Raw genomic sequence first — 20,483 nt, forward strand, 5'->3', positions numbered from 1 at the left:
GCAACTGATCGTCGAAGAACTCCGCCACTTCGACGCCATTGCGCAGCCCGGCGGCCGTGCCCCGCATGACATTTCGTGGCTACAGACGGGGCAAGAGTTTGAGGTGCGAACGCCAGTTGCCAGCAGGCGCAGCACACGATATGTAAGCCGATCTTGCATTTCGTGACACACATGGCAGACAAAAATGTCTCCCGCCGGGTGCGACATTGCCGGCGCCCCTGCGCATTCATATTTTTATCAGCCCACCGAAAGCACTCAGATACGCCTTGTTGCACTCTCCAGTGTGGCACGGATACTGCTTATATCTGCACGAACCTGAAGAATTCTTCTGCAGGTTTTCATTTGCAATTGACTCCGAGGAGAAATTTATGAAGCGTTCCATGCAAAAGGGTTTTACCCTGATCGAATTGATGATCGTGGTTGCGATCATCGGTATTCTGGCTGCCGTGGCTCTCCCTGCTTATCAGGACTACACCAAGCGCGCCAAAATGTCTGAAGTGATTCTGGCTGCATCCTCTTGCCGCACCGGAGTTACCGAGGCATACCAGGCATTGACTGCTTCCACCGCTCCAGCCGCGGACGCTTGGGGCTGCGAAAGTGCGTCGGCAACGAGCAAATATGTTTCCGCAATCCACACCGACGCAAATGGGTTGATTAAAGTCACCATCGCTGATGGTATTGACCCAAATGCTACGGGTAAAATTGTTCTGCTTCAGCCGCAGAATGCTACAGGAGCCAAATTGACCACTGCAAATATTCCAACGGCAGTCGGCCAGTGGGGTTGCGGTGCCAGCAGCACTGATATTTCTGTAATTACGAAGTTTTTGCCTGCAACTTGCCGCGCCACTATTACTCCCTAACGATTTACCGAACTGCTGCCAAGGAAATAAGTGCCTTGGGTAGCAGTGAAAGTAGAGTTTGAGGCGTACCGAACGAGCTTCGGATGCCATCACAAAAAAGCCCTGACGGGAGACTGTCAGGGCTTTTTAGTTGGGTCTGTCGTCTGAGCGTTTTGATCTCCTCCAACAAAAAGGCGATGGCAGACCCGCCTAAACCCTGTACCACTCAGGGTTTTTAACGGGATTCAATTCTTCGCACCAACAAAAGTAGGTGAAGAACCTTTCAATTTGACATTCAGAGAGAAAATTAATTGAAATCTGATTCTTTCCTCGCACAATCTGATGGATATGAAGTTAACAAACTTGACATGAAGGTTTTTCTACCTTTAATGCTCATGGCGTGCGCTTGGCTGGTGCCTAACCACTATGCGCCCTGGTCTTCCGCCTGGGGCGACGCATTGGCAATCGCCGGTCTGCTGGCGCTCTTGCCCGCTGTGGTGGCCGGTGCCGTCGCTGGCCGCCGCATTTCATGGTTGCTTTCGGGCATTGCCGCCTTGTGCAGCGCCGTGCTGGGGATACAACTTGTCACCGGGAAGCTGCTTTTTTCCGGCGATGCATTGATGGCGGCCTTTTATATAGGGTTGTGGCTGGCGGCAGTGGTGGCGGGTGGTTTGCTGGCCACACCGGCCGGCCGCAGCGACGGTGTAAACGCACTGACCGTGGCCTGGTTCTTCGCCGCGCTGCTGTCGATCGGTATTGGATTGGTGCAGTGGACGGGTGCGCTCAACCTGGGTATCTATGGCGCAGAACTCCCGCCCGGCGGGCGACCCTTCGGCAACGTGGCGCAGCCCAACCACTTGTGCACATTGAGCTTTTTAGGCCTGTGCGGCCTGTTGTGGCTGCACCAGCACCAAAAGGTGAGTGGCGCTGCATTTTGGCTGGGGGCCGGATTTCTGTTGCTAGGCATGGTGATGACGCAGTCGCGCACCGGCTGGCTACAAATCGGACTGCTGCTCGGTTGGGGCTTGGCGATGCGGGCGCGCGCGTGTCTGCGCATCACTCGCGGGCAGCTGCTGCTGCTGGGCGCGGCGTTTGCCGCAGGTGTGCTGCTGTGGCCAGCGGTCGGCGATGCGCTGCTGCTGTCCACCGGGCGTTCGATAGACGACCAGATGCAAGCCGGTGCGCGGCTGCCTTTCTGGCGGTCCATGCTCGATGCCATTGGGCGCGAGCCAATGTGGGGCTACGGCTGGCAGCAGGTGGGTGCCGCGCAGCAGCGTGTGGCGCTGGACCACCCCAGCGTTGGGGCCATGTTCGAGCACAGCCACAACCTGGTGCTGGATCTGTTGCTGTGGAATGGTGTGCCGATCGGTGGCCTGATAGTTGCTGCATTGGCCTGGTGGTTCATTGCCCACATTCGCGCCTGCCGTGATGCACGGGTAGTGTGGCTGCTGGCGGCTGTGGGAGGTGTGTTCCTGCATGGGATGCTTGAGTTCCCGCTGGAGTACGCATACTTTCTGATCCCGGTCGGGCTGGCGATGGGCGCCATCGATGGCGTGTCGCCGCTAGGTTTTGCGTCATTTCGGGTACCTCGCTGGGTGGCACTGTCGTTCACGGCCCTGCTGGGCGCCGTGTTCGTGGGTGTGACCACCGACTACCTGAAGGCCGAGGAAAACTACCGCACCCTGCGCATGGAATCGGCCCGCATCGGAGCGGAGGGCATCGTGACACCTGCGCCCGAGTTGCGCCTGCTCACGCAACTGGGCGCATTTTTGCAATTTGCCCGCACGGAGGCCACCCCAGGGATGGCGCCAGAACAGGTGGACTGGATGCGCAAGGTGTCCGAGCGTTTTGGCTATCCGCCAGTCATGTTTCGCTATGCACTGGCAGCGGGCCTCAATGGTCAGCCCGAGGTTGCACAACAAACGCTGGCACGCCTTTGCCGCATTCACGAGCCCCCCCGATGCACAGAGGCCCGTGAGGGCTGGGCGGAGCTTCAAGTGCGTTATCTACAGTTGCCTCCGTTTGCGGCGGAAAAATTGGGGGCAAAACCGAATTGAGGATTGTTTTTGTGCATTTGGCGCTTGCCGAAAGCGTTGACGGCTATCAGGACAGCAGAACCATCGGTGTCCGACTCCAATTTCAGGAACTTATCCTGATGAGTCGGCGCCGCCAGCCTTGGCCGCGATAAGCAGGATCGCCACCCCGGCACCCCGTCCACGTCAACCTGCCGCCGCCCCCGCCACAAAACTCCCCGACTTCCCCCCATGCTTTTCCACCACGCGCACATCGTGGATGGACATGCCCCGGTCCACGGCCTTGCACATGTCGTAGATGGTGAGCAGGGCCACCTGCACGGCGGTGAGGGCTTCCATCTCTACGCCGGTGGGGCCTACGGTTTCCACGGTGGCTGAGCAGAATATGCCGGTAGCATCCGGTTGACGTACGCTGGCAGCCTCGAATTCAAGCGCAACGCGGGTGAGTGCCAGCGGGTGGCACAGGGGGATGAGGTCGCTGGTTTTCTTGGCGGCCATGATGCCGGCGATGCGGGCAATGCCGAGCACGTCGCCCTTTTTGGCGTTGCCGGCCTCGATGAGGGCCAGGGTGGCGGGCAGCATTTCGATGCGGCCGCTGGCGATTGCGATACGGTGCGTGGCGGCCTTGGTGGCCACGTCAACCATGTGGGCCTGGCCCTGGGCATCAAAGTGGGTGAGTGCGGACATGGCGGGGTAACCGAATGAAGTGGGTGGGAAACTTTGCGAGGACGGGGCATCATACGTTCATGTGGAATCGCAAGCGCACCCCCTCGGGCCCCTTGGTGGCCATGGACTCCGTTGGGTCGAGAGAATGGTCAAAACTGCCTCAAGCCCTTGTTAAAAATGCGCTAACAGCTTCTTTGTTGATAGCACTTGCCACCTTGGCGCCGTTACCCGCCAAGGCCCAGCCCGGCCTGCCCACGCTGGGCGACGGCAGCGCGCTCACCACGGGCGAGGAGCGCCGCCTGGGCGACCGCATCATCCGCGAGCTGTACCGCGACCCCGACTACATCGATGACCCGGTGCTGGTGGAATATGTGCAGGGGCTGTGGCAGGCGCTGCTGGCGGCGGCGCGCGCGCGCGGCGAGCTCTCCCCCGAGCTCGATGAGCGCTTTGCCTGGGAGGTGCTGCTGGGGCGCGACCGCACGGTAAACGCCTTTGCGCTGCCCGGCGGCTACCTGGGCGTGCACCTGGGATTGATCGGCGTGGTGGCCACGCGCGATGAGCTGGCCTCGGTGCTGGCACACGAGTTGAGCCATGTCACGCAACGGCATATCGCGCGCCTGATGGCGCAGCAAAGCAAGCAGACGCCCTTGCTGCTGGGGGCGATGGTGCTGGCCGCACTGGCCGCCAGCAAGAACCCGGGGGCCGCCCAGGCCATGATGGTGGGAGGCCAGGCGGTGGCCATGCAGAACCAGCTCAATTTTTCGCGCGACATGGAACGCGAGGCCGACCGCATCGGCTACGGGCTGATGGAGCCTTCGGGCTTTGCGCCCCAGGGTTTCGTGAGCATGTTCGACAAGCTGCAGCAAGCCAACCGCCTCAACGACAACGGCTCGTGGCCTTATCTGCGCAGCCACCCGCTGACCACCCAGCGCATGGCCGACATGCACTCGCGCCTGCCACCCGGTGGCGCGACGCCGTCACCGCAGCCTGGCCTGGAGCACGCCCTGGTGGCGGCCCGGGCCCGCGTGCTGGCCAACCCCGGCGTGGATGCGCTGCGGCTGTGGATCACCGAGCCGCACAACAGCGGCTTTGCCAGCCAACCCGCGCCGCGCCGCGCCGCAGCGCTGTACACCGCGGCCCTGGCCAGCAACCAATTGCGCGATTTTGCGGCCGCGCGCACGGCCCAGGCGCGGCTGGACGAAATGGTGCGTGGCGATGCTGCCGCCCAGCGGCAATCGCAGCGGCTGGCGGCCGAGATCGCGTTGGCGGCGGGCCTGCCCGAAGCGGCGCTGCAGCGGTTGCCAGCAGAAACGGGCCGGCCGGAGCTGGTGCTGCGCACCCAGGCCCTGATGCGCCTGGGACGCCCCGCCGAGGTGACGGGCGCCCTGCAGACCTGGGTGACCACCCACCCGCACGATGCCACGGTGTGGCAGTTGCTGGCGAGCGCCTGGCAGGCGCAGGGGCAGCCGCTGCGCGCCGTGCGTGCCGAGGCCGAATCGCACGCAGCCCGCTACGACTATGCCGCCGCGGTGGACCGCTTCAAGGCCGGGCAGGACCTGGCGCGCAAGAGCCGCAGCGCCGCCGACTACATCGAGGCGTCCATCATCGACACGCGCCTGCGTGCGATGGAGTCACTTCTGAAGGAACAGGCCGCCGAGCGCTGATTCGATCAGCAGGCCCAGGGCCGAATAGATCAGTGAGCCCAGCAGGGCGGCGCCAAAGCCGTTGACGTGAAAGCCGTCCAGCACGCCGGCGGCAGCCCAGAACATGAGGGCGTTGATCACGAACAGAAACAGGCCCACGGTGACCAGGGTCACCGGCAGCGTCAGCACCACCAGCACGGGGCGCAGCACGGCGTTGAACAGGCCGATGACGAAGGCAGCAATCAGCGCCGACGTGTAGCTTTGCACCTGCACGCCGCTGTAGAGGTAGGCCACCAGCAGCAGCGCTGCAGCGCTGAGCAGCCATTTGAGGAGGAGTTTCATGCGCGCAGGATAGCACCGTGCCTGCCTTGGCAGACGGCCCTGTGCGCGCAGGATTACGCCAGGTCCAGCGCCAGCAGGGCGCCCAATCCGGTCAGCAGGCTGGGCAAGGTGCCCGGGAACGACAGGCGGGCCGGCGCAGGAGCTGGTCCGGCGGCGGCATCGTGCCTGGGCCGGCGGGCATCCACCACGCGGGCGGCGCCCAGTTCGGCCTGCAATTGCGCGGCCAGCTCCGGCAAGGGACCTTTGGCCAGCACCGTGGTCACGCGGCTGCCACCCGACGGCAGCAAAGGCAGCAATTGCGCGAACAGCTTCTCGGCCCATTTGTCGCGCCAGTTCTCGCGGGTGCGATGGCTCACCCATTTGCTGATGCGGTGCGTCATGCGCGGTGCGCAGGCCACCAGCACCCAATGCGTGGCGACAGCGGCCTCCGTTGCGAGCAAGGGCGCCAGGATCTGCTGCGCCTGGGCGGCGTCGTCCACGTACACAATGACTTTGTCCATACCACCTCCGAAAAATGGGGCCCATGACAAAGGGGGCATGCAGCCCCCTTTGCGTCAGCCGGTTGCCAGCGCGCACGCTGGCACGTGCAGATACGCCATCAGCCCTCGGCAGGCGCAGCAGCGGTGCGGCGCGCCAGGATCACCTTGCCAGCCGCCAGCACCAGCAGTGCGCCGGCCACGCTGGCTGCGTAGCGGATGGTGTCGGTTTGCGCGATCTTCAGCATCCACTGCCATTTGTCGGGGTTGGCGAAGACCGGGTCGGTCACCAGCATGCCGCCCGCGATCCAGCCCAGCAGCATGCCGCCGAGCGTGATGATGAAGGGGAAACGCTCCATGAGCTTGATGACCAGCTGGCTGCCCCAGACGATGATGGGGATCGAGATCAGCAAGCCCAGCACCACCAGCAGGAGCTGGTGCTCACCCGCGTTCTGCGCGGCGCCGGCAATGGCGATCACGTTGTCCACGCTCATCACCAGGTCGGCCACGATGATGGTCTTGATGGCGGCCAGCAGCTTGTCGCTGGTCTGGATGTCGCCATGGCCGTCTTCATCGGGGGCCAGCAGCTTGACGCCAATCCACACCAGCAGCAGCGCACCCACGAACTTGAGGAACGGCAGCGCCAGCAGCGTCATGGCAAACGCAATCAGGACCACGCGCAGCACGATGGCACCCGCCGTGCCCCAGATGATGCCCTTGGTGCGCTGGGCGGGTGGCAGTTTGCGGCAGGCCAGCGCAATGACCACTGCGTTGTCGCCACCCAGCAGGATGTCGATGATGATGATCTGGCCGAGTGCGAGCCAGAATTCGGGCGATGCCAGAAAGTCCATAAATTCCTCAATATCAATGGGCGAAAGGACGACCTGGCAGCCACTGTAGCGCCGAGCCGGTCCCTGGGATAGGGGGCCTGCGGGGGCGGATCAGAGGCCTGCCGCGCGGGGCAGAGCATGCGAAGGGACGGCCTTGATCAGCCCACAGCGGGCCCATCAAAGGTCTTGCTCGGTTCAGCGCTCTGGCGTGCGCTGAACCCGGACCGCCGGAAGCGATGCTTCGTATTGACGACGGTTCCGATGCCATGCGTCCGGTGGCCAACAGGTGGCACGGCCGAAGCACATGTCGGGAGCTACTCCCCTTCGAAGCGGCGATTGGAACACAGCCCGCACCGGGCATGCAAGATTCCGCTGCAGCGCCAAGGGCATTCATTCAAGAGAAAAAGGCCTGTAGCTCATTGCAGACAAGGATTTAAAGCTATCAAAACAGGATCTCACCGCGCGGAGCAACCACCGCGCGGCTATGATCCACGCCCTGTTGCCCTCCCGTCCCTGCTGCAACAACCGCCACCATGGCCGCCATCCACATCACCGACATCGAAGCCGCCATCAACCACTGGCGCGAGCGCGCCCCCGCCAGCGCTGGCGCGGCGCTGGCGCCCGAGATCAGCGCGCTCGGCGAGGTGTATGCGCGCATGGTGTTCCGCCACGAGAGCGAAGCCGACGAGCAGAGCCTGCCGGCCGCAGCGAGGGCCGCCTGGCTGGCCTGGTACGACACCACGCCCGACACGCCGTGCATTGCCATCTGCTCCACCAGCCAGGGCGACGACTGGTGCAAGGGCTGCGGGCGCAGCTTTGACGAAGTGCAGTTCTGGCCGGCCATGGGCCCCGCCGAAAAACGCGCCGTGTGGCGCCGCATCACGCTGGAGCACACCGCGTGGCGCTTCAACCGCTACGCCGAACGCGCGGCCGAGGGGGCCGGCGGTACCGCGCCGCCCTGACCGCGCCCCTGTACGCCCCGGCCGCAAAGCGCTATGGTGGCGCCATGCTGCGTCTCACCCAGGCCCCGAACATCGCCATTGCCACGCTGTGGGCCGACCTGCTGTGCGAGGCGGGCATGACGGCATCGGTGCAGCGGCAATACCTGGGGGCCGCAGCCGGGCACCTGCCACCCGACCAGTGCCTGCCCGAGATCTGGCTCGACTGCGACGAACACGCCACCCGCGCCCGGGCCTTGCTGCAGGAGCTGCAGGACTTGCCCCAGCGCCACTGGCGCTGCCGCTGTGGCGAGACGGTGGAAGGTGGTTTCGAGCAGTGCTGGCAGTGCGGCGCGCTGATGCCGCGGGGATAGGGAGCCCCCCTGAGCGGCTTTGCCGCTTCCCGCTGATGTGGGCCGCGCCAGTTTCACAGGCTGCGGGGCCGTGGATCAACCCAATGGCTATTTCCAGCGCACCGGCTCCACATGCACGCTGCCCTGCGTGCTGCTGAGGGTGATGGCCCCCTCCTGCACCGTGGCCTGCAGCTGCATGCTGCGCTCGGCCAGTTGCGCCAGCGCCTGCGAGGCCTCGGTGGGAATGCGCCACACCTGCAGCTTTTCGAGCCGCGAGAGCTTGGACTCGATGCCCTTCCACCAGATCTCGGCGGCATGGTGGAAGCAGTACACGATCACCGAATCGGCCTTGCTGCAGGCCTTGGTGAGCGGCTTGTCCTCGGGCTGGCCCACCTCGATCCACACGCGCTTGCGGCCGGTGAAGTCGGTCAGCGAGGCATCGGGGTCGTCCGGATCGGACAGGCCCGCGCCAAAGGCCAGGGTGGCGTCGCCGTTGCACAGGTCATTGAGCTGGTGCGCCGCAATGGCCAGCGCCGCCAGCCGCACCATCATGCGCTCGTCGGTTTCGCTGGGGTGGCGGGCCAGCGTGAGGGCATGGTCGGCGTAGTAGCCGTGGTCGATGTCGGCGATCGCAAGATTCGCCTTGAAGATGGTGGATTTGATGGCCATGCAGCCTCACTATGAAATAGATAGCTGCTGGCGCTTGATACACAAACGCCAGAGGCCAAAACGGCTAAAAACCAGTGGTCAGACGCGCCGCGCCAGTTCGGCGGCCTTGCCGGTGTAGCTGCCGGGCGTCATGGCCAGCAGGCGGGCCTTGTCGGCCTGCGGAATCTCCAGCCCGTTGATCAGCGCGTGCAGCGCCTCGGCCGTCACGGTCTTGCCGCGGGTCACTTCCTTGAGCTTTTCGTAGGCGCCCTGCACGCCATAGCGGCGCATCACGGTCTGGATGGGCTCGGCCAGCACTTCCCAGGCGGCGTCCAGGTCTTCGGCCAGGGCTTCTTCGTTCAGCTCCAGCTTGTTCAGGCCCGTGAGCAGCGAGGCATAGGCCAGCGCGGCATAGCCCAGGGCCACGCCCATGTTGCGCAGCACGGTGCTGTCGGTCAGGTCGCGCTGCCAGCGGCTGATGGGCAGCTTTTCGGACAGATGCCGAAGGAGCGCATTCGCCAGGCCCAGGTTGCCTTCGGCGTTCTCGAAGTCGATGGGGTTGACCTTGTGCGGCATGGTGGACGAGCCAATCTCGCCGGCCTTCAGGCGCTGCTTGAAGTAGCCCAGGCTCACATAGCCCCAGATGTCGCGCGAGAGGTCCACCAAAATGGTGTTGGCGCGCGCCACGGCGTCGAACAGCTCGGCCATGTAGTCGTGCGGCTCGATCTGGATGGAATAGGGCTGGAAGGTAAGGCCCAGGCCCAGCGGCTCGGGCGTCTCGATGACGTTCTTGCTGAAGGCTTCCCAGTCGAAATCGGGCCAGGCCGAGAGGTGGGCGTTGTAGTTGCCCACGGCGCCGTTCATCTTGCCCAGGATCTTGATGGCCGCAATGCGCTCGCTGGCGGCCTGCAGGCGCATGAGCACGTTGGCCATTTCCTTGCCCACCGTAGTGGGGCTGGCTGTCTGGCCATGGGTGCGGCTGAGCATGGGCACGTCGGCAAAGGCGTGGGCCATCTCGCGCAGCTTGAGGATGATGCGGTCCAGGCCCGGCAGCACCACCTGGTCGCGGCCCGCGCGCAGCTGCAGCGCGTGGCTGGTGTTGTTGATGTCTTCGCTGGTGCAGGCGAAATGCACGAATTCCGAGGCCTTTTCCAGCTCGGGACGGGCTTCGAATTTCGATTTGATCCAGTATTCGACGGCCTTCACGTCGTGGTTGGTAGTTTTCTCGATCTCCTTGATGGCGGCCGAATCGGCCTCGGAGAAATTCTTGACCAGGCCCAGCAGGTAGGCGCGGGCACCGGTGGTCAGCGGCTTGAACTCGGCAAATCCGGCATCGGACAGCGCGATGAACCAGGCCACTTCCACCTGAACACGGCGTTGCATGTAGCCGTGTTCACTCATGATGGGCCGCAGGGCGGCAAGTTTGCTGGCATAACGGCCGTCAAGCGGCGACAGGGCGGTAATGGTGGACAGGCTCATGGCGCGAGATTGTAGGCGTGCGCACCCGGTCAGCGCCCCGCGGGCCGCTGCCGATAGAATCGCCAGCGTATGGAACAGACAACCCCGCGCAACGGAAGAAACATGAAACTGATCGGAGCCAACGCCAGTCCTTACGTCCGCAAGGTGCGCATCGTGATGGCAGAAAAAAAGCTCGACTACCAGTTCGTGCAGGAAAACGTCTGGGCCGATGACACCGCCATTGCCAAATCCAACCCGCTGGGCAAGGTGCCCTGCCTGGTGATGGAGGGCGGCGAGGCGGTGTTCGACTCGCGCGTGATCGTGGAATACCTCGACACGCTCTCGCCCGTGGGCAAGCTCATCCCCGCGCAGGGACGCGAACGCGCCGAGGTCAAGACCTGGGAGGCACTGGCCGACGGCCTGGTGGACGCGGCCATCCTCGCGCGGCTGGAGGCCACCTGGGCGGGCCGCCAGGACGGTGAACGCAGCCAGGCCTGGATCGACCGCCAGCTGCACAAGGTGAACGACTGCCTCAAGTCCATGAGCCAGGGCCTGGGCGACAAGCCGTTTTGCAGCGGCATCCACCTGAGCCTGTCGGACATCGCTGTGGGCTGCGCCCTGGGCTGGCTGGAGTTCCGCTTCCCCCAGATCGACTGGCGCAGCGAGTACCCCAACCTGGGCAAGCTGCTCGACAAGCTGATGCTGCGCCCGAGCTTTGCGGACACCCGGCCGTTCTGACCGTTCACGGAGCTTGGTGTCCCAAAAAAGATGCCGGCTCTTGCCGGCATCTTTGTTTCTGAGACAGACAGGGACCGCTATTGGGCCGCGCGCCGCTGCAGCCAGCGCATCAGCCCTCCGACAACGGGCAACTTTGCATACAGCTCTTCGGCGGCATCCCAGTAGTCGCGGTGCAGCGCCACCAGGCCCTGATCGTTCAGCACCAGGTGCGAGGCGCCGCGTACGGTCTGGGGCACACCCCGGTGGAAGTTCTTGAATGCGAACAAGAAATCCCAGGTCAGAAAACACTGCTGCCCCTGCACCACGCGGCCCGTGACCACGAAACGGGGCTGCTCCAGCGCCTCGAACATATGGGCAAAGATGGCTTGAATAGCGGGCACGCCCTGCACCTCGTTGAACGGGTCCTTGAAGCGCGCATCGGGGGCGTAGAGCTGGCCGATGGCGGCGATATCGGCCAGTGAAAGCTGCTCGAAAAACGCCGCCACGCGGGTGACGGCCTGCTCGGTGGACGCGGTGATTTCTGGTGGCTGCATGAAAATTCAAAGGCCTGTGAACTTGCGGACTGCCGGAAAGTACCACCGGTACGGCAGCACGCGCAGCAGTTTCATCACCCGCGTGAAGCGCTTGGGAAAGTGGATGTCGAAATGCCCACGCTCCCAGCCCCGCAAGATGGCCGCCGCCGCCGCCTCGGGCGAGATCAGCGCGGGCATGGTGAAGTCGTTGCGCACCGTGAGCTGCGTGGCCACGAAGCCGGGATTGATCACGCTCACGCCCATGCCCAGGTCATGCAGGTCCAGGTACAGCGCCTCGGCAAGGTGGATGAGCGCAGCCTTGGTGGGCCCGTAGGCCAGGCTCTTGGGCAGGCCCCGGAACCCCGCCACGCTGCTGATGAGGCTCACATGCCCCGGGTGCCCGGCCTGGGCTGCGGTGAGCATGGCGGGCAGCACGGCGGCCAGCACATGCAGTGCGCCGTTGTAGTTGATCTGCTCGTGGCGCAGCATCACGGCCAGGTCGAAGTCGGTGGCGCGCATGTCACGGTAGTAGCCCGCGCAGTAGCACACCAGGTCGGGCGCACCGCCCGCCAGCACCTGCGCGGCGGCGGCCTGCACCTGGGCCGGCTCGGCCGTGTCAAAGGCCAGCGCCGTGCTGCCGGGGTGCTGCCGGGCAAAGGCGTTCAGCGCATCGCTGCTCCGGGCCGAGACGATGACCTGCGCGCCGCGCGCATGCAGCGCCGCCGCCGTGGCCCGGCCAATGCCACTGCTGGCCCCGATGAGCCAGGCCCGGCGGCCCTGCCAGTCGCGCAAGGGTGGGTTGAGCTTCATGGTGCGCGCTTGGTAAAGGACAGGGTGATCTCGCCCAGGCGCACACCGAACTTGCGCATGGTCGCGCGGTTGAGCATCACGCGGTCGTCGATGAGGTACATCCAGTCGTCCAGATCGACGTGGTAGACCTTGCCATCCACGGGCAGGGCCAGGGTGTAGTTCCAGCGGAAGGCGTTGCCGCGCGTCTGGCCGTGGGCCGTGCCCACCACATCGTCGGCGGTGCCGGTATAGCGGCCGTCGGCGTGCTGGGTCAGGCGCCAGATGCGGCGCTGCGTGGTGCCGTCGGAATAGGTGAAGGCTTCGTCGAGCACGCCCTCGTTGCCCGCCCAGGCGCAGTCCATGACCACGGCGAAGCGCTTCACGATCTGGCCGCTGCGGTCCTGGAAGATGCCGTGGGCGTCGATCTTGCCGTTGAAATACCGGGCCAGGTCGAGCACCGGTTTTTCGCTGGCGTAGCCGTCAATGCGCTGGCTGGCGCAGCCGGACAGCACCACGGGCGCAGCCACTGCGGCGGAGAGGAGGAGGCGTCGTTGCATCATGGAATTCACCTGGAGTCGGATCAGGTTCGGGATGGCCGCAGGACCAGGGCAAGCAGCGCACCCGCAGCCAACAGCTTGAGCACACTGGGCAGCACGGCGTAGGCCATGCCCAGAGTCTGCAATCCCTCGTCGCTGCGTGTGCCCGGGGTGTAGCCCCACCAGCCCAGCAGCGGCAGCGCCAGGCCGGCGGCCAGCGCCAGGTTGAGCTTGGTGGCAAAGTTCCACCAGCCAAAGTACGCACCCTCGTGCTGGCCGCTGTCGCCCTCGGCCGCGATCACACCGGCCAGCAGGGCGCTGGGCAGGGCCAGGTCGGTGCCCAGGGCCACACCCGAGAGCGCACAGACCGCCAGGAACGGCAGCACATCGCCTGCGCCCAGGAACGCAGTCCACCCAAACACGGCAATCGCCAGCAGCATGCCCGCCAGCCAGGTGCGCGCCAGGCCCCAGCGCGCCACGGCGCGCAGCCACAGCGGGATCGACAGCGCTGCGCAGACGAAATAAGCGGCCAGGAACATCGGCTCCTGCGCGGGCGGGGCCTGCAGGCGGTCCTGGATGAAGAACAGCACCAGCGTGGCCGGGATGGCGCTGGCTATGCCGTTGAGCATGAACACGGCCAGCAGGCGGCGGAACGCAGGGCGCCCCCAGGGCCGCCACAGGCTGGCGCGCTGCGGCGGGCGATAGACGCCGACATCCATCGCCATCACCGGGCGCGGCGCCCGCGTCCAGGCCCACCAGCCCAGCAACAGGCTGATGGCAAACACACTCAGCATGACCGGCAGCCCCAGCAGCGCGGGCAGCACCGAGGCCAGCACCACGCCCACCAGCGCGGCACCTTCACGCCAGGCCACGATGCGGCCGCGCTGCAGCTCGTCGCCACCCAGGCGTGCGCCCCAGGACTGGTGCGCGATGCCCAGCTGGCTGTAGGCGGTGTAGGTGATGAGCAGCGCCACCAGCACCCAGGCCATCAGCGCATCGGCCCCGGCTACCTGCGGAAAGAACAGGCTGATCAGCCCCAGCGCCAGCACCATGGCCGACACCGCGCCCACCGCCAGCACGGCGCGCACCGAGCGGCCGAACAGGTGGTCGGACAGGCGGCCCAGCAGCGGGTCCGACACCGCATCGAACAAGCGCGCCGCCAGCAGCACCGCGCCCAGCGTGGCCAGCGGCATGCCGAACTCGCGCGCGTAGTGGTTGGGCAGCAGCACATACAGCGGCAGCGCCACGAATGCCAGCGGCAGGCCCAGCAGCCCATAGGCCAGGCCCTGGCCGGCGCGAATGGGCGTGGCGGTGGTCATTGCGGGCCTTGGCTTGGGGTGCGGGTGGCCGCGATCAGCTCCTGCCGCAGTCCGGGCTCGGAGGTCTGGGGCGACAGCCAGATGCCGAAGAACAGGCGCGAAAACTCGGCGTCAGCCACTTCGCCCACCACACGCCCGCCCATCTTGAACACGGCGCCTGCGCCGGGCTGGTACAGGCCCAGCAGCCGGTCGCCGGCCTTCACATCCGGCAAGGCGGCGGCCAGTGCCTGCTGCCAGCGCGTGGCCTGCTGGGGCGTGAAGCGGCCCACGCGGCGCATCTCTTCGATGGAGCGCTTGGCGATGGCCTCGGCCGAAAAATCGCGGTGGTAGGTCAGCTCCAGCGCCAGGGGGTGGGCAGCGTAGTGGTCGGCATCAAAGCCGGGCTGCACCCACAGCCGCGCCCGGTAGATCTCAAACCCCAGAAAGCGCAGCACCCCCTGCCCCACCAGCCGGGCACCCGACAACGGGGCTGCAGCGGCTGCGCTGGCCTCTGCCACCTGCGCCAGCGCGGTGTGAGGGCCCAAACCCATCAATGCGCCAGTGAATATTGCGGTGGCAGCTATATTTTTCATGGCGTCCCTCAGTCCTTGGCCAGCGTGTACTGCACCAGGTCGATGTTGCCCATCGCAAACGCCGCCTCGCAGTACGCCAGGTAGAACTCCCAGATGTGCAGGAAGCGCTCATCGAACCCCAGCTGCAGGATCTGTGCGCGCTGCGCCAGAAAGCGCTCGCGCCAGCGCTTGAGGGTTTCGGCGTAGTCCTGGCCAAAGGTAAACTCGTCCGCCACGCGCAGGCCCGCGGCCTCGGCCTCGCGGCGGAACTCGCGTGGGCAGGGCAGGCAGCCGCCGGGGAAGATGTACTGCTGGATGAAATCGGTGGAGCTGATGTAGCGTGCAAACAGGCTGTCGTCGATGACGATGCTCTGGATGCAGGCCTTGCCGCCGGGCTTGAGCAGGCGGTTTACCGACTCGAAATAGGTGGGCCAGTATTCGCGGCCCACGGCCTCGACCATCTCGATGGAGCAGATGGCGTCGTACGGGCCGTCCTGGATGTCGCGGTAGTCCTGCAGGCGCAGGTCGGCCTTGTCTGCGACATCATGCTGCGCCATGCGCTGCTGCGCAAACGCGAGTTGTTCGGTGGACAGCGTCACGCCGGTGAGGGACGCGCCGAATTCGGTGGTCGCCATCTCGGCCAGCGCGCCCCAGCCGCAGCCGATTTCCAGCACACGGTCACCCGCCTGCACGCCCGCCATGCGCAGCGCGCGGCGCACCTTGGCGTGCTGGGCGGTGCGCAGGTCGCCGCCCGCGTCACCCTCGAACCAGGCGGACGAATAGTTCATCGTGTCGTCCAGCCACAGTTCGTAGAACGCATTGCCCAGGTCGTAATGGGCGTGGATGTTCTTCTGGCTGTTGGCGCGCGTGTTGCGGTGGAGCAGGTGCTTGATGCGGTACAGCAGGCGGCCCGCCCAGGTGCCGTAGATCACGCCTTCGACCTGCTGGCGGTTGGCGATGAGGAGCTTGAGCAGGTCGGTGAGGTGCGGCGTGGTCCAGTCGCCCGCGATGTAGCTCTCGGCAAAGCCGATGTCGCCCGACTTGAGCGCGGCGCTGCACACCTTCCAGTTCTTGAACGTGATGGCGGCCGACGGACCGTTGCCATGCCCGAAGTGCTGCAGCGTGCCGTCTGGCAGCTGGACCGTGAGGTGGCCATGCTGCAGCCGCTGCAGGAGCCTGAGCGCCGTGCGCGCGGCAGCGGGCGTGCCGGCAGGCAGCGTCTGTGCGGATCGTGGGGCGGTGCGGGGCGCGGTGGTGGAGTTCATGGCGGCAGTCTCGTTGTGCAGGGAGGTCAACGGGTCACGGCGGCGGCAGGCGCCTCGGGCTTGCGATGGAAGCGCACGCGCTTGAGCCACAGCCGCAGCGCGTGCCAGTGGATGCGGACAATGATGGCCAGCGTCATGGCGGGGTAGCCCCAGAGCGCGCGGCGCAATGTCTGTGCGGTGATGGCGTGCAAGGTGCCGCTCACGCTGGTCTGGATCAGCGGGCCGGTGTCGTCGTCGTGGTCGATGCGCACCACGGTTCGGCCCGCGTCCTGTGCGCTGGCCTCGGTGCGCATGAAGCGAAAGCGGTAGCTGCCGCTCACCTCGCAGAACGGCGACACGTGGAACACCTTGCGCGCCTGCTGCTCCACGCCATATTGCGGCGCATCCAGCAGGTAGCAGTGGCGCTCGCCAAAGGTGTTATTCACCTCGACCACGATGGCGCGCAGGCGGCCGTCCGCACGGTGGCAGTACCAGAAGCTCACGGGCTTGAAGGTGTAGCCCAGCACGCGCGGGTAGCAGTGCAGCCAGGCCTCGCCCGTAGCGTCGGTGATGCCTTCGGTGCGCAGCAGCTCGTCCAGCCAGGCGAGCGCACCGCCCTGCGCGGCGCCGCGGCCGTCGCCATGGTCCACGTCATGAAAGCTGATGGCGCCCGCCCGGTTCACGGCCAGTGCGCCCCGCACTTTGGTCAGGCTGCGCATGGGCAGCATCAGGAAAAACGTGGGGTAGGCAAACGCATGCCACGTCGGCCGCAGCCGTGTGTGGCGCACCTGGCCGAAGCCGATCAGGGGCGCTGCGGGTGGGGCCGGGGCGTGGCTCACGCGGCCTCCGCCAGAGGTGTGGGCAGGGCCGTCCGCAATTGCTCGGCCACGGCCAGGCCGGACTTGAGGCCATCCTCGTGGAAGCCATAGCCCGTCCAGGCGCCGCAGAACCAGGTGTGCTGCTGCCCCTGCAGTTGGCCCACCTGCTGCTGCGCGCGGATGGCGGCCAGGTCGAACACCGGGTGGGCGTACTCGTAGCTACCGATCACGTGTTCGGGCGCAATGTCGCGCACCGGGTTCAGCGACACCACCACGGGCTGGGCAAACGGCACGGGCTGCAGCTGGTTGATGAGGTAGTGCAGGCACACGCGGGCCGACTCGCGGCTGCGCTGCCGGGCACGCTCGTAGTTCCACGCAGCCCAGGCGGCACGGCGCGCGGGCAGCACCGAGGTGTCGGTGTGCAGCACGGCGCGGTTGGCCTGGTAGCGGATGGCACCGAGCACCGCACGCTCTTGCAGGGTGGGCTGGGCCAGCAGCGCGAGCGACTGGTCGGAGTGCGTGGCCAGCACCAACTTGTCAAAGTGTTCTGTGTGGCCTGCCGTCACCACGCGCACACCGGCCGCGTCGCGCTCGATGCGGCGCACGGGGGTGTTCAGGCGCTTGTCGGCAATGCCTGCCACGATCTTGTCAACGTAGTGGCGCGCGCCACCGGACACCGTCCACCATTGCGGGCGGTGGCTCACCTGGATCAGGCCATGGTTGTGGCAGAACCGGATCATGGTGGCCACGGGGAACTTCAGCATCTGGTCGGTAGGGCAGCTCCAGATGCAACCCAGCATGGGCAGGAAGTACCAGTCGCGAAACGCCTCACCAAAGCGGTGCTCCTGGAGGAAATCACCCAGCGGCTGCATCAGCGCTGCCTCGGCCTGCTGCTCGGCAATGCGCGTGCACAGTTGGTTGAAGCGCAGCAGGTCGCGCAGCATGCCCAGAAAGCGCGGGTTGACCAGGTTGGAACGCTGGGCAAACACGGTGCTCAGGCTGGTGCCGCTCCACTCCAGCGTGCGCCCACGGCGCAGGGCGCCCGGCACCTGCACAGAAAACGACATGTCGGACTTTGCCGTCTCGACACCCAGCTCGGTCAGCAGACGGATGAGATGGGGGTAGGTGCGCTCGTTGAAAACCAGAAAACCGGTGTCCACGCCATGCGTGACGGATCGACCCGACGCATCGGGCAGCATGACGTCCACCGTGTGGGTGTGGCCACCAAAGTAGTCACCCGCCTCATACAGGGTGATGGCCGCCTGGCCGCGCAATTCGTGCGCTACGGACAGTCCGGAGATGCCGGAGCCGATGATGGCGACTTTCATGGCCGGCCCCCTCTGGCCGGCGCCTGGAATAAAAAAGTTGCGAAGCGTCCCGAAACGAATAAGAGAGGGAGGGAGGAGAAGCGCTCCAGGAGGTCAGTCGGAACCCGGGGGCCCGAAAGGCTTCGCAACGTCAAACTGGTAAGGCGCCCAATGCGCTCTTGCAATCTACTGAGTGGAGTTATACCGCCAAAGTTCCAGCCCGTGGCGTAAAAAAAAACAGCCGTGCGTAACGAAGTCATGGAAATCACCGGAGTTCGGGCGTGGCCAGTTGCTGTTCGATGGCGCGCACCAGACCCTTGCTGCCGGGTGCCGTCAGGCTGGAGTAGCTGTCCACCAGCTGCCCGTTGCGCCCGAGCAGGTATTTGTGAAAGTTCCAGCGGGGTGCACCGCCCGAGAGCTGCGCCAGCTGGCGAAACAAGGGCGATGCCTCCGGGCCCTTGACGCTGCTCTTGGCGAACATCGGAAACTTCACACCGAAGGTGTTTTCGCAGAATTCGGCAATCTGCTGGTTGCTGCCGCTTTCCTGGGAGAAATCGTTGGACGGGAAACCGAGCACCACCAGCCCCTGGTCCTTGTAGCGGGCATAGAGTTCTTCGAGCCCCTTGTATTGCCCCGTGAACCCGCAATAGCTGGCGGTGTTGACGATCAGCACCACCTTGCCGCTGTACTGGCACAGCGACTGCGGCTTTTCATCCTGCAGCCGGTCAAAGGTGTGCTGCAGGGTTGGCGGGCAGGCCTGCGCCTCGCCAGAGTGCGCCACCGCGCCCGACAGCATCGCTGCCCCGGCCAGGCCCACTGTGCAAAGGATTCTCGTGCAGCGAGACAAGGGTTTTTCGGTGCATTTCATGGAGACTCTCCTGGAATTTGACCATCTCATCATATTTTACACCACTTGGTATTTATTTATACCAAATAGTATTTTTCACAGATACCACTGCGTGCATTGGCCGACACCACCGGTTCTGGCGCAGGGTATGGGACACCTTTCACCACGGTGAAAGCGCAAGGCCACCCCAAGGGCGGCGCAATGGCCGGAGATCGGCCTTGCAGGCTGAGCGCCGTGGAACGCCGCCGCCGATGGCAGGGACCTTGCGTCCAGGGCAGTTTCAGCGAGGCAAGGGAAAAGAGGCGGCCTTCGGGCCCACCGCGCAACCTGCGCGGCTTGCACTACACCAGGGCCAGCAAACGGGCCAGGGGCCATTGCGCCCTGACGTCCCGGCAGGCCACCACGCCGGCAATCTTCCAGGCGGCGTGGGAGGTATCACGCGGAATCATCTCGCCCGTGGGCATGCCTTCGCGGTCCATCACCACGGCCACACGGGGCGTCGTGGCCGTTGCGCCGCGCCGCAGCACCACCGCCACTTCCTGGTTGGCCAGCCGGACAAAAGCCCCGGGCGGGTACACGCCCAGTGTCTTTACCAGCGCCGCGCCGGCCTCGTCCACCTGGTGCGCTTCGTCGTAGTAACTGGCCTGCAGGGCGGCAGTGACCGGCATGGGAGAGCGCGCCACGCGGGGGGCCAGCCGGGCGCCAAAGATGTCGGCGCGCTGCAGCAGGCGCGCCATCTGCCGGGCCTCGGATCTTTTGGCCAGCGGGCCTGGCGTGCGCTGGTGATGGCAGAGCACCGCTTCCAGCCACGCAGGGTCTGCAACACCCAGCCTGCGCAGCAACTGCTCGGAGCGGCTGGAGTGGTCTTGCACCGCCTCGATCTGCTGCGAGGTGAGCGGCTGGGACTGCTGGGCCAGCTGATCCTGCAGCTCAGTCATGGCGATATTCATGGTGAGCGCAGCGCTGCCCAGCTGTCGCACCCGCTCGTCGGGCCAGTGCAGCATTTCGCGCGCCACCACCATGCACACGCAGCACACCAGCATGGCGTGGGTGGCGCTGTACATGCGGGTTTCCTGCGCCGAAAGATAGATCAGCGCCAACAGCGTGGCATCGGGCGTTTGCTCGCAGTGACGGGCCAGTTCACTGTGCAAGGACTGAAAGCGCCCATCGAAATCACCCGCCAGCGGCGCGCGCAGCAGCTGGGTGGCGCGCAACTGCCATTCCGGCCAATCGGGCACATATTTGCCGCCGCGTTCGCCGCCGGACTGCGCACCTGCCTGGATCTTCAGCGCGGCAATCTGCCCCAGGGAGGTGCCGGACCGCCGCATTTTTTGCAGCGGAGCGAGATACGCACGGTGGCTGTCGCCCGATTCGTCCGTGTCCACGCAGAGCTTCAGGCCGCGCGCCACCAGCGAATCGAGTTCGGCGCGGGTGCGAATGGCATCGCCTTTTTGCGCCAGCAAAGCGCCATCCGCGCCACGCAGCTCAAAAGGCAGGGGCTGACCCAACGGGATGGACTCGATGTTCAGGGCAACAAGGCGCATGGTTCTCGTTACATTATCTAACAATCATCCCGTTGGCAAGGACTATGAACGC

General features: G+C 65.4%; 22 protein-coding genes. 6 read left to right on the forward strand and 16 right to left on the reverse strand.

Annotation, left to right across the window (positions count from 1 at the left end; all coding sequences use genetic code 11):
• Positions 1 to 368: 368 nt before the first annotated feature.
• Together K225_RS21575 and K225_RS0105710 are read left to right on the forward strand one after the other, a co-directional pair.
• Positions 369 to 860: a pilin gene (locus K225_RS21575; RefSeq protein WP_026435518.1), complete on the forward strand. Its 492-nt coding sequence runs from the start codon at positions 369 to 371 to the stop codon at positions 858 to 860.
• Positions 861 to 1,297: 437 nt separating this feature from the next.
• The gene (locus tag K225_RS0105710) at positions 1,298 to 2,896 is read left to right on the forward strand and encodes a PglL family O-oligosaccharyltransferase (protein ID WP_162143880.1); all 1,599 of its coding nucleotides are present in this window, start codon (positions 1,298 to 1,300) and stop codon (positions 2,894 to 2,896) included.
• 162 nt (positions 2,897 to 3,058) lie between these two features.
• On the opposite strand, the gene moaC is transcribed toward K225_RS0105710, so the two are convergent.
• Complete coding sequence (moaC, locus tag K225_RS0105715) at positions 3,059 to 3,559, reverse strand: cyclic pyranopterin monophosphate synthase MoaC (RefSeq protein WP_026435520.1); 501 nt, start codon at positions 3,557 to 3,559, stop codon at positions 3,059 to 3,061.
• A 101-nt stretch (positions 3,560 to 3,660) separates the two neighbouring features.
• Here moaC and K225_RS0105720 point away from each other — a divergent pair, with 101 nt between their 5' ends.
• Entirely contained in the window at positions 3,661 to 5,202 is a 1,542-nt protein-coding gene (locus K225_RS0105720) for a M48 family metalloprotease (RefSeq protein ID WP_051248737.1), read from the forward strand.
• On the opposite strand, the gene K225_RS0105725 is transcribed toward K225_RS0105720, so the two are convergent.
• The 3 genes from K225_RS0105725 to K225_RS0105735 all read right to left on the reverse strand — a co-directional run bounded on the left by K225_RS0105725 (position 5,170) and on the right by K225_RS0105735 (position 6,850).
• Positions 5,170 to 5,523, reverse strand: a complete 354-nt coding sequence (locus K225_RS0105725) for a phage holin family protein (protein WP_026435522.1) — start codon at positions 5,521 to 5,523, stop codon at positions 5,170 to 5,172. The genes K225_RS0105720 and K225_RS0105725 overlap by 33 nt on opposite strands.
• A gap of 53 nt (positions 5,524 to 5,576) precedes the next feature.
• On the reverse strand, positions 5,577 to 6,023 hold the full coding sequence (locus K225_RS0105730) for a hypothetical protein (RefSeq protein ID WP_026435523.1): 447 nt from the start codon (positions 6,021 to 6,023) through the stop codon (positions 5,577 to 5,579).
• A gap of 98 nt (positions 6,024 to 6,121) precedes the next feature.
• On the reverse strand, positions 6,122 to 6,850 hold the full coding sequence (locus K225_RS0105735) for a TerC family protein (protein ID WP_026435524.1): 729 nt from the start codon (positions 6,848 to 6,850) through the stop codon (positions 6,122 to 6,124).
• A gap of 512 nt (positions 6,851 to 7,362) precedes the next feature.
• On the opposite strand from K225_RS0105735, the gene K225_RS0105740 reads away from it, so the two are divergent.
• Together K225_RS0105740 and K225_RS0105745 are read left to right on the forward strand one after the other, a co-directional pair.
• A complete protein-coding gene (locus K225_RS0105740) occupies positions 7,363 to 7,791 on the forward strand; it encodes a DUF3717 domain-containing protein (protein ID WP_026435525.1) in 429 nt (142 codons plus the stop codon).
• A gap of 44 nt (positions 7,792 to 7,835) precedes the next feature.
• Entirely contained in the window at positions 7,836 to 8,141 is a 306-nt protein-coding gene (locus tag K225_RS0105745; protein WP_026435526.1) for a hypothetical protein, read from the forward strand.
• 87 nt (positions 8,142 to 8,228) lie between these two features.
• On the opposite strand, the gene K225_RS0105750 is transcribed toward K225_RS0105745, so the two are convergent.
• Entirely contained in the window at positions 8,229 to 8,789 is a 561-nt protein-coding gene (locus K225_RS0105750; RefSeq protein ID WP_026435527.1) for a YaeQ family protein, read from the reverse strand.
• Between the two features lie 78 nt (positions 8,790 to 8,867).
• Complete coding sequence (gene purB, locus K225_RS0105755) at positions 8,868 to 10,247, reverse strand: adenylosuccinate lyase (RefSeq protein WP_026435528.1); 1,380 nt, start codon at positions 10,245 to 10,247, stop codon at positions 8,868 to 8,870.
• A gap of 102 nt (positions 10,248 to 10,349) precedes the next feature.
• On the opposite strand from purB, the gene K225_RS0105760 reads away from it, so the two are divergent.
• Complete coding sequence (locus K225_RS0105760; RefSeq protein ID WP_026435529.1) at positions 10,350 to 10,964, forward strand: glutathione S-transferase family protein; 615 nt, start codon at positions 10,350 to 10,352, stop codon at positions 10,962 to 10,964.
• Positions 10,965 to 11,041: 77 nt separating this feature from the next.
• On the opposite strand, the gene K225_RS0105765 is transcribed toward K225_RS0105760, so the two are convergent.
• The 10 genes from K225_RS0105765 to K225_RS0105810 all read right to left on the reverse strand — a co-directional run bounded on the left by K225_RS0105765 (position 11,042) and on the right by K225_RS0105810 (position 20,431).
• Positions 11,042 to 11,497, reverse strand: coding sequence for a nuclear transport factor 2 family protein (locus K225_RS0105765; protein WP_026435530.1), 456 nt, complete (start codon positions 11,495 to 11,497; stop codon positions 11,042 to 11,044).
• A gap of 6 nt (positions 11,498 to 11,503) precedes the next feature.
• Positions 11,504 to 12,286 carry an SDR family oxidoreductase gene (locus K225_RS0105770; protein WP_026435531.1) on the reverse strand — a complete coding sequence of 261 codons (783 nt, stop codon included), beginning with the start codon at positions 12,284 to 12,286 and terminating at the stop codon, positions 11,504 to 11,506.
• Positions 12,283 to 12,825, reverse strand: coding sequence for a DUF3833 domain-containing protein (locus K225_RS0105775; RefSeq protein WP_026435532.1), 543 nt, complete (start codon positions 12,823 to 12,825; stop codon positions 12,283 to 12,285). Before K225_RS0105775 ends, K225_RS0105770 begins: the two co-directional genes overlap by 4 nt.
• A gap of 20 nt (positions 12,826 to 12,845) precedes the next feature.
• The gene (locus K225_RS0105780) at positions 12,846 to 14,120 is read right to left on the reverse strand and encodes an MFS transporter (RefSeq protein WP_026435533.1); all 1,275 of its coding nucleotides are present in this window, start codon (positions 14,118 to 14,120) and stop codon (positions 12,846 to 12,848) included.
• Positions 14,117 to 14,650, reverse strand: coding sequence for a chalcone isomerase family protein (locus tag K225_RS0105785; protein ID WP_026435534.1), 534 nt, complete (start codon positions 14,648 to 14,650; stop codon positions 14,117 to 14,119). The genes K225_RS0105780 and K225_RS0105785 overlap by 4 nt, the downstream gene beginning before the upstream one ends.
• Before the next feature lie 50 nt (positions 14,651 to 14,700).
• Positions 14,701 to 15,936: a cyclopropane-fatty-acyl-phospholipid synthase family protein gene (locus K225_RS0105790; protein ID WP_026435535.1), complete on the reverse strand. Its 1,236-nt coding sequence runs from the start codon at positions 15,934 to 15,936 to the stop codon at positions 14,701 to 14,703.
• A 26-nt stretch (positions 15,937 to 15,962) separates the two neighbouring features.
• Positions 15,963 to 16,754 (reverse strand): DUF1365 domain-containing protein, encoded by a 792-nt coding sequence (locus K225_RS0105795; protein ID WP_026435536.1) that lies wholly within the window; start codon positions 16,752 to 16,754, stop codon positions 15,963 to 15,965.
• Positions 16,751 to 18,061: an NAD(P)/FAD-dependent oxidoreductase gene (locus K225_RS0105800; protein ID WP_026435537.1), complete on the reverse strand. Its 1,311-nt coding sequence runs from the start codon at positions 18,059 to 18,061 to the stop codon at positions 16,751 to 16,753. Before K225_RS0105800 ends, K225_RS0105795 begins: the two co-directional genes overlap by 4 nt.
• A gap of 244 nt (positions 18,062 to 18,305) precedes the next feature.
• The gene (locus tag K225_RS0105805; RefSeq protein ID WP_051248727.1) at positions 18,306 to 18,836 is read right to left on the reverse strand and encodes a glutathione peroxidase; all 531 of its coding nucleotides are present in this window, start codon (positions 18,834 to 18,836) and stop codon (positions 18,306 to 18,308) included.
• Between the two features lie 392 nt (positions 18,837 to 19,228).
• Positions 19,229 to 20,431, reverse strand: a complete 1,203-nt coding sequence (locus K225_RS0105810) for an HD-GYP domain-containing protein (protein ID WP_026435539.1) — start codon at positions 20,429 to 20,431, stop codon at positions 19,229 to 19,231.
• Between the last annotated feature and the right edge of the window lie 52 nt (positions 20,432 to 20,483).

The organism is Acidovorax sp. JHL-9, assembly GCF_000426205.1.
In the GTDB taxonomy this organism is placed as follows: Bacteria; Pseudomonadota; Gammaproteobacteria; order Burkholderiales; family Burkholderiaceae_C; genus Acidovorax; species Acidovorax soli.